Origin of the sequence: Halovenus rubra (assembly GCF_026586665.1) — an archaeon.
GTDB classification, from domain to species: domain Archaea; phylum Halobacteriota; class Halobacteria; order Halobacteriales; family Haloarculaceae; genus Halovenus; species Halovenus rubra.
This window is the reverse complement of record NZ_JAODIY010000009.1, coordinates 274,578-289,363: the sequence shown is the minus strand read 5'-3', so window position 1 is coordinate 289,363 and position 14,786 is coordinate 274,578. Positions and strand designations below refer to the sequence as shown.

The following is a 14,786-nucleotide window of genomic DNA, read 5'->3' as shown; positions in this document are numbered from 1 at the left end:
CCCACAACTGTGGCCAGAAAACTATTCTGAACTTTGCGTGTGGCATTCTGTTGTGCTCTTTGTCCGAGTGATGTTCCGAAGGCTCCAACAACGGCTCGGTCCACTATGTCCAGATACTCGGCAGCACCGTAAGTGACGACTGTACCACCCGGAGTCAGACTGAGAACGTGACTTCAGCCTGTTTTCTCGGCAGTGGCACCTCCTGCTATGTCATCTCTTTTGCTGATTCGTTCTCTGAGAGGGTGGGTCTTGATATTCTCCAGACAGCAGACTCGCACAATGTCTGGAACGAATACCGGCTAACTATCTCACGGATTCTTCAGTGGAGTGTGTTTCAATTGATGCCCTCGATGACACTACGAAAGAAAAGTAATTGGTCCGAACCACTCCCAAACCAGTGAATCGGTCTCCCACCCGGCCCGGTACCATAGACGGGTATATAGAGAGGGTATCCAGAGAGGTTGACAACTGAGAGTCCAAGCTACAGACGCCGTTACAATTCGATATACTGTTTTTTCCAGTCCTCTCGTGCTTTAAGCTCTCGGTCACCACGGTTCGTTACATTGTATGAATTGGTTCGTTTGTCGATTTCTCCTTTTTCGACGAGGCCCTTTTCGACCAGTGTATCCAAGTTTGGGTAGAGCCGGCCGTGCTGGATTTCCGTCCCATAGTACTCTTCGAGTTCTTCTTTGATCGCCAAGCCATGTGGCTCAGTCATTCCGGCAGTTATGTACAGCAAGTCACGCTGAAATCCTGTCAAGTCGTGCATCGCTACTAGTCACTTTCATCTCGTTGGTATTAATTCTAACGAGAAGTTGTAATATCATCGTTAGCGTTACACATTGTTCAGATAGCTTCTCAAACGCCAGGTACTCTTTTTTAATTATTTTCTCTAATTCTGGGTTCGAATTGTATTGTATGTATCATAATCCATCACACATACTTTTAACATTTCAGTAATGAATATCTCACTAATCTATCAGCCACAGACGGCCCTCATACACACAGACTGAGGTTGTGGTGGCTCGGTCCAAACGCTCTCATCAGAAAGGGCTCAGTGGGGGTAACGTTTCGTCATCGCCACCACTCTCATTAAGATGTAGTGTCGTGCCGTGTAATCAAGGTTCTGTGTTGAGGTTGGGCAGCACATTGAAATCTGGCCGAACAGCCAATAGTTTATATCCGATACCGTGGCCAGCACGCACTGTGCATTCAGCAGTGTACGCAACAGCGATACTCTGTGTTTGCCTCTTCGCTGGTATCGGATCACCACAGACTGCCGAGCCAGAAATCGTCGAGATATATCCGAACCCGGTGACACCCGGCGATAGCGGCGAGTTTGTCAGAATCACGGCACCGGAAGGAACGAACATTTCTGCCTACCGGCTTGCCGATGAACAGGCGTCAGTTCGCCTCTCGGCTCGGCCCAGTACTACGGCAACCAACCGTTCGTATCTTACATTTTCGACAGCAGCTAACCGAACGCAGTCAGTGACAAAGCACAATGTTGTGTCGCTCCCTGAGAGAATCCAACTAGCGAACAACGGTGAACGGGTACAGCTTCTTCGGAACGGCACAGTTGTCGACGAGGTTAGGTATGGGCGCGCACCTGAGGGGGAACGGTACAACACTACATCGGAGACATGGGAGGCACTTGGTCGAACTGACCAGCCGATTGTCACACAGACAGGAGAGGACATTGAAGCGTTTGTCCTACCCGATGAACCTGCACGTGCGGTTCACTTTCTTTCTAATGCCACCGAGCGTATTTTGTTAGCTGGATATACGATTTCTTCAGACGATTATATAGATGAGTTAATAGAAGCACACAACCGTGGGGTTACCGTCACGGTACTTCTTGAAGCCAGTCCTGTGGGCGGACTCAGTTCTCAAAGCGCATCAGCTCTCGACCGCCTAACCCGCTCTGGCATTGACGTTCAAGTAATTTCAGGTGAGTTGGCTCGGTACAGATACCACCATCCGAAGTATGCAATCGTCGACGACCGCGCACTCGTCACTACAGAAAACTGGAAGCGCTCGGGGCTTGGAGGTGAGTCTAGTCGAGGCTGGGGAGTCATAACCGACCAACAACACATTGTAACGGGGTTAGCCGAAACCTTTCAGGCTGATTCGAGCTGGGTCGATACGCAGTCATGGTTGAACTCTGAAAAACAAACTGTGACTGAAGAGGAACCAGCTGACAAGCAGTTTCCACAACAGTTCGAGGCGGCGTCATTGCCTGTCGACCGGACGCACTTGCTACTTGCGCCCGATAATCTCGAAGCAACGTTGACCGAGACAATCCGGAATGCAGAGGAGTCAATCGATATTATGCAGGTTCAAATCGGGAGCCGCGGATTCCCATTGCTGACTACTGCTATCGATGCCGCCAAACGCGGTGTTGAGGTACGTATTCTCCTCTCGGGTGCGTGGTATGCCGAAGAAGAGAACCGTCAACTAAAGCGCTGGCTCGATAAACAGGCCGCAAGCAAGGATTTGTCACTCTCTGTCCGTATTGCTGAGCCGGACGGCCAGTTCGAGAAAATTCATGCAAAAGGACTAATTGTTGATGGAAACAAAACTTTTGTCGGGAGTGCAAACTGGAACAACAACTCTGTTCGGGAGAACAGAGAGGTTGGTCTGTTACTCGAAGGCCAAGCGGTCGGGGACTATTTCCAGACTGTGTTCGAAAGCGACTGGAGCAGCGACGAGGGGACTGACGTTCCCGTTGGATACATTCTTGCCTGTCTAGTCGGTGCAATCATCGCGGTTATCGCTGGACAGAAAATTAGATTTGAAGAGTAGATCAAAAAACACATTTTAGCTCCATTAGACGAACTCCTATGGATATTAACTACGACCGTGACCCAGAATCGTTCTACCAGTCGTGTTTGGAACGAGCGAGACTTCCAAGAAACGATGCGTTGAAACAGATTATTCTAGAACGTCTCGCCGAGAAATTCGAGAGAGGAGATACCTACCAGAAAAACGAAGTTACTGAAACACTTGAGTCTCACTTTGATGACCCTGTTCTGGTTCGCCGCGAACTCGTCAACTTTGGCTATCTGCGGTATGACAACACGCAAAATACCTATCGGTTACACAAGACGAAACTCTCCGAGCAGGATTACCGAGAGAATAGTCGTCTCGAACGGCACGCGACTGATCTCGGATTACTGGAGTAACCTTTCACAGAGCAGGATTCTGTTTATTCCTCGGAAAGCACCGCAGAGCTACCGAGTCCCTCGTCGAGTTCGGCATCTGCCATCTTCTCGACGAGTGCGTCGATGACTTCCTCGCGCATGCCGCTGACAAACTTGATAGAACCGACTACGAGGTGGCCACCACCGGAGACACCGCCGCCGGGGACCTCTTCTTTTAGCTCAGCGACCATCTCAGGGATATCGAGTCTGACACCGTCCGAGCGCAAAACAGCGAAGTCAGGACCATACCCGATTGTGATGACAGGATCGCCCGTCTCTTTGACTTTTTGATCGTGGATTTTTCCCGTTGTCTTACCGGGTGCGGGATAAGTGAACCGCCGCGCGTGGCTCTCCACGTCGATTCGATAAAGATGGGCATCGTTATCGAGTTCCTCGTGGTTGACGTGTTCGAGTGCAGCATCGAGCTGTGCGTCAACATCGCGCTGTGCACGCTCGGCAAACATATCGATGAGTTCCTCGTGTCGTTCGTGGTCGTCGCAGTTCACGTTGAGTAGGTCGTTCACCAACTCCCGCCCATCGTTGTACTTGAGCCAGTACGTTGCATAATCGAGCGCTTCGCCGATGTCGACCAAGCGTCGTTTGGTATACCCTTCTTCCTGGGCGAGTGCAAGGTAGTCATCCATCGCTTCGCCGTCTGAACGGTCTGAGAGACCGGCAACGGCTGGAACGTGTCGAATATCGTCCGTAATCTCAGTATCTATCATCCGCGCAATTTCAACACACATCATTCCCGTTGTGATGCGATAATCTTCACCGTCGAGGTATGGGTTGACGTGTTTCTCTACGAGGTCTCGAACCGCATCAGGGTCGGGGTGGTGATGGTCGACTACGAGAATCGGAACGTCATAGTGTTTGAGATTGCGGTAGGCAGGCGTGTCTTCTTCAGTACTCCCGTTGTCAAGCATCAAGAATAGTGGGAGCTTTTGCCCGTGGCGTTTCCGGTTTTCGAGCGCGAAGTTCAGGTCCCGTGTAACGTCTTCGAGTTCGTAGAATGGGGCCTTGCTTGGAAGTCGTTTGAGCAGGTGTCGTGGTGCCTCCGGGTCTTCCCACGTCTCAGCAATGAACCGTTCGAGTGCGTGCTGCAACGGAACGCTGGCACAGAGACCATCGCCATCGGCGTGGTGACGAATGCGAATTGGACGACCGTCAAGAACTGTCTCCCGAAGTTGCTGAGCGACATCCTGTAGGTCCTCGGAGAGCTTTTCGAAGGCTGGCCAGTCAACAAGTGTGTCAACATCTTCCGGCTGCGCCAACTCGGAGGTTCTGGCATCAAGCTGTTCGACGACTTCAGTTTCATCAGTTCCAGTGAGCGTTGAGAGGCTGTTGGTCTCTATCTGAATATAGTCATCGCGTGGCTCAGGTGTTCCAACAACCCTGACAATATCGTCAAGTTCGATGCTGGGGTAGGCTCGGACACCCGCATCCTCAAAGGCAGCGCAGGGCACAACCCCAGCTGTGGTCCTGACTTGGAAGATTGTGGGGCCGCCTGTCTGTTTTATCTGGACGACACGACCGTCAAGATGACCGAGGTCGCCCGTCTTCTCGGAAAGGGTAGCTGCGGTAATCTTTTCACCTGGACCGACTGTTTTCCGGGAAAACTCGTCAAGTTCTACTTCGGCAAAGCTCACGTCACCATCCGAGCGAACCTCGGCGAGTTCGACGACTAACTCGTCGCCAACGTCGTACGCTCCGTTAAGATTCGACGAGTGAACAAGTCCAGAGACTGAGTCCGAGAGATCGACAAAGACGCCGTATTCGACGACACCGTTTACTGTTCCGACATAGTACCCCTCAGAGTCGACAGCATCAAGGGTACATTGCGGTGCAAGGTCGGAGACAACAGTCGATTCTGCAGACTCGTCAGCGAGGTCGGTACCGTTTTCTCCGGTACCGTTTGGTGTAGACATATAGGTTAAGTACGTCACTTGCCGGTTTTTAAGCTTCGATATACATCCGGCTTGACACCCTAGCCGAGATAGCCACGAAGAAGGCGCATCCGGAACCCTTAGAAAGGGCCGCTGCCGAGTTTGCTACATGGGACTGTTTCGTTCGAGTGAGATACTCGGTATCGCCGAGTCGGCACTCGAATTCGCGCTGGCCGCTTCTGAAGAGGCCCACCCTAACGAGTACATGGGTATGCTTCGTGGGGAAGACGCGTCGAACCTTGGGCTTGACCGGGATGGGACGGTACTCTCTGAAGTCCTCGTTGTACCCGGAACAAAATCAAACCCGGTCAGTGCCGAGTTCAAACCGATTCACGCCCCAAATGACCTGAGCGCTGCAGGCTCAATTCATTCGCACCCGAACGGGGTTCTTCGTCCGAGTACAGCAGACCTTGGAACGTTCTCTCGAAACCACGTCCACATTATCATCGGCGCGCCCTACGGACAAGAGGACTGGCAAGCGTTTGACCGTGATGGCGAGGAAATCGAGCTGCCTGTTCTTGATATTGACCCGCCAGAAGAGGAGTTCTTCGATTTCACTCAGGAAGATATCGACCGAGAGCTTCGTGAGGAGGACAACCGATGAAACGCGTTGTTGCACAGGGAACCTTCGATATTCTTCACCCGGGACACGTCCATTATCTCCGGGAAGCACGGTCGATGGGAGACGAGCTTCACGTCATCGTCGCACGGTCTGGCAATGTGACGCACAAATCTGGCCCTGTAATTCCTGACCAACAGCGCGTCGAGATGGTATCGGCGCTGGAGCCGGTCGATGAAGCACGGCTCGGTCATCCAGATGATATTTTCGTTCCTATCGAAGAGATTGAGCCCGAACTTATCGTGCTTGGCCACGACCAGCACCACGAAGATAGTGTGATAGAAGACGAACTCAATGCACGCGGTATCGACTGCAAGGTGACGAGAGCAACCAAACACGAAGCCGCGTACGACGGTGGCATTATGTCATCACGACAGATTGCAGATCGAATTATCGACCGTCGGTCGTAGCGGCTGAAACGAGCGCTCTCCCATAAACCTATGTACGTCGAAGCCAAATCGTCTATCAAGAGAGCTGATGGCAGATACGGACCAAGTCGTACTTGTTGTCGAAGACGAGCCGGATGTCGCGGAGACATATCGTCTCTGGCTCGAAGAGCGCTACACAGTTATTGTCGCAGAAAGCGGTGACGAAGGCCTTGAGATGCTTGAAGAGCGTGTCGACGTGGTGTTACTTGATCGGATGATGCCGGGGTTGTCCGGCAGTGAAGTCCTCTCGGAAATTCGCTCACAGGAACTGGATTGTCGGGTTGCGATGGTGACCGCAGTTGAACCTGACTTCGATATTTTGGAGATGGGGTTCGATGCGTATCTCTCGAAACCTGTTAAAAGTCAGCAACTCAGGTCGACCGTAGAGAATCTACTCGAACGGTCGGAGTATGATTCACTCCTGCAGGAGTACTATTCAATGGTCGAAAAACAGGCCACAATCGAAGCGACAAAAGGAACAACGGAGCTAGAAAACAGCGACGAATATCACGATCTCCGCGAGCGCATCGCTGAGTTACGCGATGAGCTCTCAGAAACACTCGGTGGTATCGAAGATGATGAAGACTTTATTGCGACAATCCGTGGGCTGAGTGATGTCGAATAGCGCTGAATTTACGTACGATCTCTCAGAGATGCTCCCTTTCGAGGGTCTTTCCTCGCTGAGACCCGGCACCAGTGTGCTGGTTACCGGACCAACAATGGCGGGAAAAGACAGACTGCTCTACGATGTCCTCGGAGATGGTGTCAGTCAAAATGAGGCCGGAATTGTCGTTACGACAGATGGAGATGGTGGAGAGTCTGTCGACATGGTTCGGTCGAAAGCTGAGACAGCTGATGATTCGTTACTTTCAGCGATAGATTGTCGTGCACAGAGTGACCGCGAAGAGACCGAACGCGACGACGGGTCGTGTGTTTACAGCGTTTCGTCTCCCTCCGAATTCACGAGCATTGGTATCGGCATTACCGACGCGTTCAGTCGGGCTGAAGAGGCAAACGTGACACGTGGGCGACTGGCGCTCACCTCCCTGTCGACGATGGTTCGATACGCCGACCAGAAAACAGTATTCAAGTTCTGTCATGTTCTCTCACAGCGGCTGAACTCTGCTGGGTTTATCGGGCTGTTTACTCTCAACTCGGACGCACACGATGAACAGACAATCTCAGTGATTAAACAGGCCTTCGATGCAAATATCGAAATTCGGGAGGTCGATGGTGAAAAGCAAGGACGCGTGTTGGGGCTAGGTAGTCAGCCAACCGAGTGGCGGCCATTATCGTAGCCCAAGAGCTGTGCCTGCTTTCGACAAGCGACACGCTTATTCAAGCCAAGCAGGGATATACTGTTGATGAGTACGGACACCGGGGAGGAGATAGATGCGTTCGAGCAGGCCTGCTCGGAGCTTGTCGAACGAATTCTGGATGGTGACATTGAGCGCGACGACGTTGAACAGGCAAAAAAAGATATCTGCGGTAAATATTCGTCGCCAAAAGTCCCCAAGAACTCAGAGCTACTGGACTTCGTTCCCTTCGAGCAACGAGAAGAACTCGAACAGGTTTTACAGCGCAAACCTGTCAGAACGGCATCTGGCGTATCCCCGGTCGCGATCATGACATCGCCCAAGCGGTGTCCTCACGGAAAATGTCTCTACTGTCCGGGTGGTCCAGATTCGGAATTCTCTAGCGCACAGAGTTACACTGGACACGAGCCTGCAGCCGCACGCGGGGTCCAAAACGATTATGACCCGTATGGGCAGGTCACACTCCGACTTGAGCAACTTAGAGAGATTGGGCACCCCGTTGACAAGGTCGAGTTGATTCTTATGGGCGGGACGATGACTGCTCGTTCTCACGACTATCAAGAGTGGTTTGTCAAGCGGGCATTGGAGGCGATGAACGATTACAACGCCGACAGACGGCCCGAGCCCGCCGAGGGAGAGAGTTTTGCACCTGCACAGGAAGATGTCGAGTTCAGTTATCTTGAAGATGTAATTGCCGAAAACGAGGTTGGCGATATTCGCAACATCGCAACGACATTCGAGACGAAGCCAGACTGGTGTGACCCAGAGCAAATCGACCGCATGCTCGACCTTGGTGGCACAAAAGTCGAGGTCGGTGTGCAAACAACCTACGAGCGGATTAACCGAGAGATGCACCGCGGTCACGGGACACAAGACTCTATCGACGCCAACCAACGTCTCCGGGACGCTGGATTTAAGGTAGGCTTTCATATGATGCCCGGTCAACCGGGGATGTCTAAGGAAATGTGTCTCGAAGATTTCCGTCGGATTTTCGAGCAGACACAGTGGCGACCAGATTTCCTCAAAATCTACCCCACGCTTGTCGTCGAGGGAACGGCCGTCTACGATTCGTGGCACAACGACGAGTTCGACCCACTGGACAACAACGAGGCAGCGGAACTCGTCGCTGAAATCAAATCAATGATTCCTCGCTACACGCGCCTTCAGCGCGTCCAACGCGATATTCCGGCCGACTTCATCGAAGGGGGCGTCTGGAAATCAAACCTCCGTCAACTCGCCAGACAGCGCATGGAAGAACACGGCTGGAGCTGTGACTGTATCCGCTGTCGGGAGGTGGGCCACAACGATGAAAAACCGGAGACAGTCACACTCAACATCTCTACATACGAGGTGGCTGGTGGGACAGAACACTTCATCAGCTTCGAAGACTTCGAGAAAGACCTGCTTGTCGGCTTCTGTCGGCTTCGGTTCCCGAACAACCCCGTCCGCCGGGAACTCGAAGAGGCGGCAGTCGTCCGAGAACTACACGTTTATGGCAGTCAGGTCGGCGTCGGCGATACTGCGAGCGAACAAGAGCCGGTTGACCAGCACCAACACCAGGGGTACGGAACACGCCTCCTTGCAGAAGCTGAACGAATTGCCAGAGACGCCGGCTACGGTAAACTCGCTGTCCTCAGCGGTATCGGTGTCCGCCAGTATTATCGTAAGAAGCTTGAGTTCCGACAGGACGGGCCGTACGTCAGCAAACGGCTCGAGTGACACCCCTGCCTGAGACCGTGTAACGCCAACTATATACTGCCCGCATTGTCACCATCGGGTATGGTTGAGCACGCTTCGAGGCGAGCGTTTCTTGCCGGAGCAGCCGGCGTGAGTCTTTTCTGTCTGTCTGGCTGTTTAACTACGACAGACGAGGGATATGAGGTGTGGTCGGTCGATAGCGGAACAAACAGTATCTACATCCACGAGGCTCACTCCGAACCAAACGAAGAGACAGTAGAGTTTGATGAAGTTGGGTCAATTGATACCGGCGCTGAAAATGGAACCGACCCAAATACGATTACATTCTCTACAGAGTACGAGTACGCGGTCGTTTCCTGTCCCGGAAGTGGTCGCACGCTTGTGTATCGGACTGAAGATAGCGAACAGGTTGCCAACCTCGAAACAGGCGCAAACACCCGATTTGCCAGCTTCACACCGAACGATAACGCAATTCTGGTTGATGTAGCCGGTGAGTCAAAAATTGTTCGCATCGACGTCGATTTTGAAGAAGAGGTCTTTGAGGTTTCGGACGAACGGAGCGTCGACGAGTCGGTTGAGGGCCTCGGTAGCGGGGCTGGTGTACCTGGATTTCATACCTATACACAGGATGGTCGGTCGGTACACACGCTCGGGCCTCGCTACCGCAGTGGTGGCGTCGTCATTGTAGATTATGCGCAGTTGACTGTCGAAACAGCGTTCTCCAGTGACGTGCTCCCAGCAACCGGTGATGCGGTCCCTCACCCAACTGCAGAGAAGATGTTCCTGACTGCAGGGTCCTCATCAAGCACAACAAATGGCTCCATCGGCGAATACTACGTCCTCGATACCGACACCAACGAACTGATCGATAAGGGTAAAACGGCCGGTGCTGACCCAAAATCCGTTCGCCTTTCACCGGATGGAACAGAACTCTGGATTCTGAACAGCAAAACAAATGATGGTGTTGTGGTTGACGCGGAAACGAACGAGGTTATCGACAAGATTGGGGCAGTTGGCCCAAAAGAATCCGAAACTGCAGCCAAGCGCGACACTCGGTGCAATTTACGATTCTCTCCTGATGGCCAGTACGCGTTCGTGACGCTTCGCGGTCCGGCTCAGAGAGTCGAGGGACAGCCTGTTTCCTCAGGTGTCACTCCCGGCATTGCCGTGCTTGATGTCACAACCCGTGAGTTACGCCATGTCGTCGAACCGGACCCACTTGGGGAGTATTCAGACACCGAAACCGAGGCCACACGCTCGTCTATGGAGGGGAAATCACTTCCTGATTTCCGTGGGCTGAACGTTCGCCCTACGGATGACTTCGACGGGTATAGCGTCCCTCCCTACGGAAACACCACCAACTGAACGCCCGACGGAAAGACGGTATCGACGCCTCACTTTCGCTGGCGCAGTACGGCTGCGAGACCGACGAACAACACGACACCTGCCAGCGATGCAAGCAGTGTCTCCGTTCCAACTGAGTCAGCCTCGCTGGCATCCCCATCCGCTGTTTTTCCGGCACTGGCGTTTCGTTGGCTTCCCGCGTCATCATCGATACGCAGCGTTGCGTTGTGCTCGTAGACCAGTACGTCATAGTCGTCGACCAGCTGTGCCGTGGAGTTCTCGAAGGTGATGGTGGTGTTCGTCTCTGGTGCATCCTCTGAAATCTTGAACGTTACCGTAGCGAACCGCGCTGTTCCGGTCGACCCGTTGCGTTCTGGCTCACGCCATTGTTCGGCAACAACAACCCCATCTTGGTTATCAACTGCTGTTTTGTTGTACACGTCGGTCGAGTCACCTTGTTCAAAATAGGACGCAGTTTCGACGCTGGTTGCCCGAAGGTTTTCTGTTTCGAACGACGCGTTCATCGTGAGGTGAGCGATACCAACGTCTTGGAAGCCACCATCGCTGTCGACGAACATTCGTATCTCAATGGTTTCGCCAGGGCTTACTGTACGCTCTTGGTGTTCTGGATAGAGGATTGTCGGCTGATCGCTGGCGACCGCTGTGCCTGCTGGAACAAGCGCAACGACCACGAAAGCGAGGACCAGTGGGACCCGAAACGTCATTTGCCGACGCTACGACTCGGAGTTAGTTAGCTGTTTCCTGTCAAGGCATTCGTGAGGCTAGTAAAAGCCCCGGTCGACATCTTCGTCGATGATATCTTCGAACTCCTGTTCGAGGAGTTCTTCTGCCTCTTCAAAGGTCTCTGTCAGGTCGTCCATCGTCTCGGGGCGGTCGTGGTGGTCGAACTCCATTGGCCCATAGGCGGGACTATCTAGTGCGTCCATAATATCCTCGAACAATGCTCCGGGTGTCGTCGGTGCATCGGCGTGTGTTTTGACGACAGATTCTAGCTCCTTTGCACGCTCAGTGGCTGCTTTCTCGTCTTCTGCAGACTGCTGGACACCAAAAAGACTAGTACCTGACTCCTGAGATGGGAACAGTGGGTCGATGTCTCCGTCTACTTGTCGGGCGACCTTCGCACCGACTCCATCGACATTGTATGGGTTCTTTGCGTACGTTTTGAGCTGGAACGCTCCGACACCTGGATGAGCAAGATACAGGTCTTCGCCGATTCCTGTGGCTCGGTCTCCCCCCACTGCACGCCACCCGTCTGGATCAACATTGCTTTCGACGACATCGCTGAGAATGTCGTCCCAGTCTCTAACACGCATCTCTATACCGCTGGTATGGACTCAAGAAGATTATACGCAACGGTATTGGCATCGTTGCGTTGCTGTTATTAGATAGACGTGTGCGTGACCGATAGCGTTTTTTTACCGCCGCCCTTCCCCTGTGGCGTGCACGTTCGTGGGGTTGTCGTCGACGTCGCTGGACCGAACACAGTCAGTACGCAGTACGGGGAATCAGAGCTACTGGAGGTGACGGTACGCCCTGACGGTGGTGCAGGCGAGCCAACGGTAGCGACACTGTGGGGTGACTGGACGGAAACTGCGGAGTATCTCGAATCTGGCATGGAGATGGCTGTCTACGATGTAGATACCCGTGAGTATCGTGGAGAAAAACAGTATACAACTGGAAAAGAGTCGATGGTTGTTGTGGAACCGGAGTTTCTCGTTAACGTAACCGACGTACGCTCGTGGGTTCAATGCCCACGGCTCTACTATCTTAACAAACTCGACGGGGCAGATGTCTCCGAACCACTGGTCAAAGGAACAATTGTCCACGAGGTGTTCGGTGACCTGCTCCGTGGCGCAGACCTCGACGAGGCCGTTGACAGGCGTATCGAAGACGCTGGTCTCGACCTCGGCCTACTCGGTGCAGATGCCAACGCGATGCGGGAGTCAGTTAAAGAGCATGCCGGGGCAATCGAGGGGTGGCTCCAACAAGGTCGATTGACTGACGAGGACGAATGGCGTTCGGAGCAACTCCTCATCAGTGAGCGATACGGCCTCAAGGGACGCGCCGACGCAGTCCGCCGTGGCGCTCCTGTCGAACTCAAAACCGGAAAGAACACCAACCGTGAGCCACGCTTCCAGGACAAAGTTCAGGCTGGCTGCTATGCACTCTTGCTCGGTGAGAGAGAGAGTGAGCAATCAGTTGAAGCGAGTCCTGACACCGGAACACTCCTCTACACAAAAAACGCTGCCGTCGACAGGGACGAGCAATCCGGTGACCTCTCTCCAGCCAAGGACTTTTCTATCTCAGCGGGGTTCTTGCAGTTTATCCTTCGTGCCCGGAACCATCTCGCAGCCATGGAAGCCAAAGGTGAGACGCCAACAGGGTACGAGGGGAATGCAAAATGCGAATACTGCTTCGAGCAAGACACCTGCATGGCTGTATCCGGCCGACTTGACCAAGAATCAAAAGCTGGACAAGTTGGGACGGAGCTCCCCGCAGATGAACGGGACTACTTCGGGCAGATGTACGCTGCTATCGAGGAGGAACGTCGTGAAATCCATCATGAATATGTCAAGCTGTGGGAACAGTCGCCGGCAGAACGCGCAGATGCTGACCGTGCACTTGTTGACCTCGAACCCACGGAAACATGCCAACTCGATGACGGTCGCTGGGAACTCCGTGCCAAAGGAACCGGTGCTGTCTCGAAGATTCGGACGGGCGATGTTGTTTTAGCAAGTGATGGCGACCCTGTCGGTGGTGGGGCTGAACTCGCCCGAGTTGAACGGCTTGGAACTGCCGACGGTGAGGATATTGTGGTCACTGCGGACGAACCTGTCGACCTCCATCGTCTCGATGTTTACCCCTCCGAGTTGACGACTGACCGCCTCCTGACATCGCTTCACGACGCCCTACTCACACAACCACCGGAATGGAAAGACCCGCTGTTTGAACGACGAGAGCCAGCGTTTGACCTTTCAGGTGAAACCTTCATCGACAACAACGAGGCACAGGATGAAGCCGTGACAAAAGCTGTCGGAGCCGAGGACTTTGCACTGGTCCATGGACCGCCAGGGACGGGAAAAACCTATACACTTGCCCGTATCGTTGCGGAGTTACTCAAACGCGACCAGCGTGTCCTTGTCTCGGCGTTCACCAACCGCGCTGTCGACAATGCAGTTGAGGCACTTGAGTCAGAAGGCGTGACAGACATCGTTCGGTATGGGACCGAAAGCGGAGTGAGAGACGATATGCAAGAGTATCGGCTCGAACAGTCAGGTAAGCCGGCAGCCTGTGCGGAGAGTCTCCAGGCTGGCTCGGTTGTGGCGGCCACAACAGCATCCTGTGGCTCCCGCGCGCTGAAAACACAGGATTTCGACGTTGCTATCGTCGATGAGGCTGGCCAGTTGACCGAACCGGGAACGCTCGCTGCAATCGCCCGTGCCGACAGGTTCGTCCTTGTGGGTGACCATCAGCAACTGCCGCCGGTCGTGCAAGCCGAAAACGACCTACAGGAGTCGCTATTCGAGCGGCTTATCGAGACGTATCCGGCGGCTGGTGTACTGCTTGACCGACAGTACCGGATGTCCCAGCGTATCCAGGCGTATGCCTCGAACGAGTTCTACGATGGTCAGCTTCGCCCAGCAACCGGCGAGGTCGCAGGTCAGCGTCTTGATGACCTCAACGGAGTTTCGTCCGATTTACTCCCATCCCACCTCCGTGATGGCGTCACGTTCATCGACCCGGATGGACACCAGCAAGGGAACACGAACCCACAGGAGGCAGAGACGATACTAGAGACGGTCACTGCGTATCTGAATGCCGGTGTGCCAGCCGAGGAAATCGGTGTCATCGCGCCATTTCGCGCACAGGTTGCAGAAATTAGTAAGTCAGTTCCAGAAGATGTAGCGGTCGATACTGTCGACCGGTTCCAGGGGTCGAGCAAAGAGGTTATTATTGTCTCTTTTGTGGCGACTGGCAGCCTCGATGGCCCAATTTTCGAGGATTATCGGCGTATTAACGTTGCACTGACTCGGGCAAAGAAAGCGCTTGTCCTGATTGGAGATGCCGACACGCTCTCGTCTGATGATACGTATCTCCGAATGGTCGACTGGGCGAGGTAACCGTTTGCTTGGTCGGGCATTCTCAGTGCTGTGGCGGCCAAATCTGCCCGGGCAATATCCTGACCGCAACCGCTTTTCAACATGGCACTC

At 53.6% G+C, this 14,786-nt stretch carries 13 protein-coding genes; 9 read left to right on the top strand and 4 right to left on the bottom strand.

Annotated features, from left to right (window positions below):
• Nucleotides 1-493: 493 nt before the first annotated feature.
• Entirely contained in the window at nucleotides 494-769 is a 276-nt protein-coding gene (locus tag N5098_RS08325) for a helix-turn-helix transcriptional regulator (RefSeq protein ID WP_267637307.1), read from the bottom strand.
• 437 nt (nucleotides 770-1,206) lie between these two features.
• Between N5098_RS08325 and N5098_RS08320 the strand changes: the two genes are divergently transcribed.
• Both N5098_RS08320 and N5098_RS08315 read left to right on the top strand, forming a co-directional pair.
• Nucleotides 1,207-2,805, top strand: coding sequence for a phospholipase D-like domain-containing protein (locus N5098_RS08320; protein WP_267637306.1), 1,599 nt, complete (start codon nucleotides 1,207-1,209; stop codon nucleotides 2,803-2,805).
• 38 nt (nucleotides 2,806-2,843) lie between these two features.
• Nucleotides 2,844-3,185, top strand: coding sequence for a DUF2087 domain-containing protein (locus N5098_RS08315; RefSeq protein ID WP_267637305.1), 342 nt, complete (start codon nucleotides 2,844-2,846; stop codon nucleotides 3,183-3,185).
• A gap of 23 nt (nucleotides 3,186-3,208) precedes the next feature.
• Here N5098_RS08315 and han read toward each other — a convergent pair whose 3' ends face one another.
• Nucleotides 3,209-5,131 carry a Hef-associated nuclease gene (han, locus tag N5098_RS08310; RefSeq protein WP_267637304.1) on the bottom strand — a complete coding sequence of 641 codons (1,923 nt, stop codon included), beginning with the start codon at nucleotides 5,129-5,131 and terminating at the stop codon, nucleotides 3,209-3,211.
• A gap of 127 nt (nucleotides 5,132-5,258) precedes the next feature.
• On the opposite strand from han, the gene N5098_RS08305 reads away from it, so the two are divergent.
• The 6 genes from N5098_RS08305 to N5098_RS08280 all read left to right on the top strand — a co-directional run bounded on the left by N5098_RS08305 (nucleotide 5,259) and on the right by N5098_RS08280 (nucleotide 10,575).
• Complete coding sequence (locus tag N5098_RS08305) at nucleotides 5,259-5,753, top strand: JAB/MPN domain protein-containing protein (protein WP_267637303.1); 495 nt, start codon at nucleotides 5,259-5,261, stop codon at nucleotides 5,751-5,753.
• Nucleotides 5,750-6,178, top strand: coding sequence for an FAD synthase family protein (locus N5098_RS08300; protein ID WP_267637302.1), 429 nt, complete (start codon nucleotides 5,750-5,752; stop codon nucleotides 6,176-6,178). The genes N5098_RS08305 and N5098_RS08300 overlap by 4 nt, the downstream gene beginning before the upstream one ends.
• A gap of 67 nt (nucleotides 6,179-6,245) precedes the next feature.
• Nucleotides 6,246-6,821 carry a response regulator transcription factor gene (locus N5098_RS08295; RefSeq protein ID WP_267637300.1) on the top strand — a complete coding sequence of 192 codons (576 nt, stop codon included), beginning with the start codon at nucleotides 6,246-6,248 and terminating at the stop codon, nucleotides 6,819-6,821.
• Complete coding sequence (locus tag N5098_RS08290; RefSeq protein WP_267637299.1) at nucleotides 6,811-7,494, top strand: RAD55 family ATPase; 684 nt, start codon at nucleotides 6,811-6,813, stop codon at nucleotides 7,492-7,494. Before N5098_RS08295 ends, N5098_RS08290 begins: the two co-directional genes overlap by 11 nt.
• Before the next feature lie 66 nt (nucleotides 7,495-7,560).
• Nucleotides 7,561-9,231 (top strand): tRNA uridine(34) 5-carboxymethylaminomethyl modification radical SAM/GNAT enzyme Elp3, encoded by a 1,671-nt coding sequence (locus N5098_RS08285; RefSeq protein WP_267637297.1) that lies wholly within the window; start codon nucleotides 7,561-7,563, stop codon nucleotides 9,229-9,231.
• Nucleotides 9,232-9,291: 60 nt separating this feature from the next.
• Complete coding sequence (locus tag N5098_RS08280; protein ID WP_267637296.1) at nucleotides 9,292-10,575, top strand: YncE family protein; 1,284 nt, start codon at nucleotides 9,292-9,294, stop codon at nucleotides 10,573-10,575.
• A 29-nt stretch (nucleotides 10,576-10,604) separates the two neighbouring features.
• Here N5098_RS08280 and N5098_RS08275 read toward each other — a convergent pair whose 3' ends face one another.
• Complete coding sequence (locus tag N5098_RS08275) at nucleotides 10,605-11,279, bottom strand: cohesin domain-containing protein (protein ID WP_267637295.1); 675 nt, start codon at nucleotides 11,277-11,279, stop codon at nucleotides 10,605-10,607.
• Nucleotides 11,280-11,336: 57 nt separating this feature from the next.
• Nucleotides 11,337-11,888 (bottom strand): hypothetical protein, encoded by a 552-nt coding sequence (locus tag N5098_RS08270; RefSeq protein WP_267637293.1) that lies wholly within the window; start codon nucleotides 11,886-11,888, stop codon nucleotides 11,337-11,339.
• A 126-nt stretch (nucleotides 11,889-12,014) separates the two neighbouring features.
• Between N5098_RS08270 and N5098_RS08265 the strand changes: the two genes are divergently transcribed.
• The gene (locus tag N5098_RS08265) at nucleotides 12,015-14,696 is read left to right on the top strand and encodes an AAA domain-containing protein (protein WP_267637292.1); all 2,682 of its coding nucleotides are present in this window, start codon (nucleotides 12,015-12,017) and stop codon (nucleotides 14,694-14,696) included.
• Nucleotides 14,697-14,786 lie beyond the last annotated feature (90 nt).

What these genes read in the sequence shown, in the direction of transcription:
- N5098_RS08325 (WP_267637307.1), bottom strand. Translation starts at nt 769, where the DNA reads ATGCACGACTTGACAGGATTTCAGCGTGACTTGCTGTACATAACTGCC.
- N5098_RS08315 (WP_267637305.1), top strand. Translation starts at nt 2,844, where the DNA reads ATGGATATTAACTACGACCGTGACCCAGAATCGTTCTACCAGTCGTGT.
- han (WP_267637304.1), bottom strand. Translation starts at nt 5,131, where the DNA reads ATGTCTACACCAAACGGTACCGGAGAAAACGGTACCGACCTCGCTGAC.
- N5098_RS08305 (WP_267637303.1), top strand. Translation starts at nt 5,259, where the DNA reads ATGGGACTGTTTCGTTCGAGTGAGATACTCGGTATCGCCGAGTCGGCA.
- N5098_RS08300 (WP_267637302.1), top strand. Translation starts at nt 5,750, where the DNA reads ATGAAACGCGTTGTTGCACAGGGAACCTTCGATATTCTTCACCCGGGA.
- N5098_RS08295 (WP_267637300.1), top strand. Translation starts at nt 6,246, where the DNA reads ATGGCAGATACGGACCAAGTCGTACTTGTTGTCGAAGACGAGCCGGAT.
- N5098_RS08290 (WP_267637299.1), top strand. Translation starts at nt 6,811, where the DNA reads ATGTCGAATAGCGCTGAATTTACGTACGATCTCTCAGAGATGCTCCCT.
- N5098_RS08285 (WP_267637297.1), top strand. Translation starts at nt 7,561, where the DNA reads ATGAGTACGGACACCGGGGAGGAGATAGATGCGTTCGAGCAGGCCTGC.
- N5098_RS08280 (WP_267637296.1), top strand. Translation starts at nt 9,292, where the DNA reads ATGGTTGAGCACGCTTCGAGGCGAGCGTTTCTTGCCGGAGCAGCCGGC.
- N5098_RS08275 (WP_267637295.1), bottom strand. Translation starts at nt 11,279, where the DNA reads ATGACGTTTCGGGTCCCACTGGTCCTCGCTTTCGTGGTCGTTGCGCTT.
- N5098_RS08270 (WP_267637293.1), bottom strand. Translation starts at nt 11,888, where the DNA reads ATGCGTGTTAGAGACTGGGACGACATTCTCAGCGATGTCGTCGAAAGC.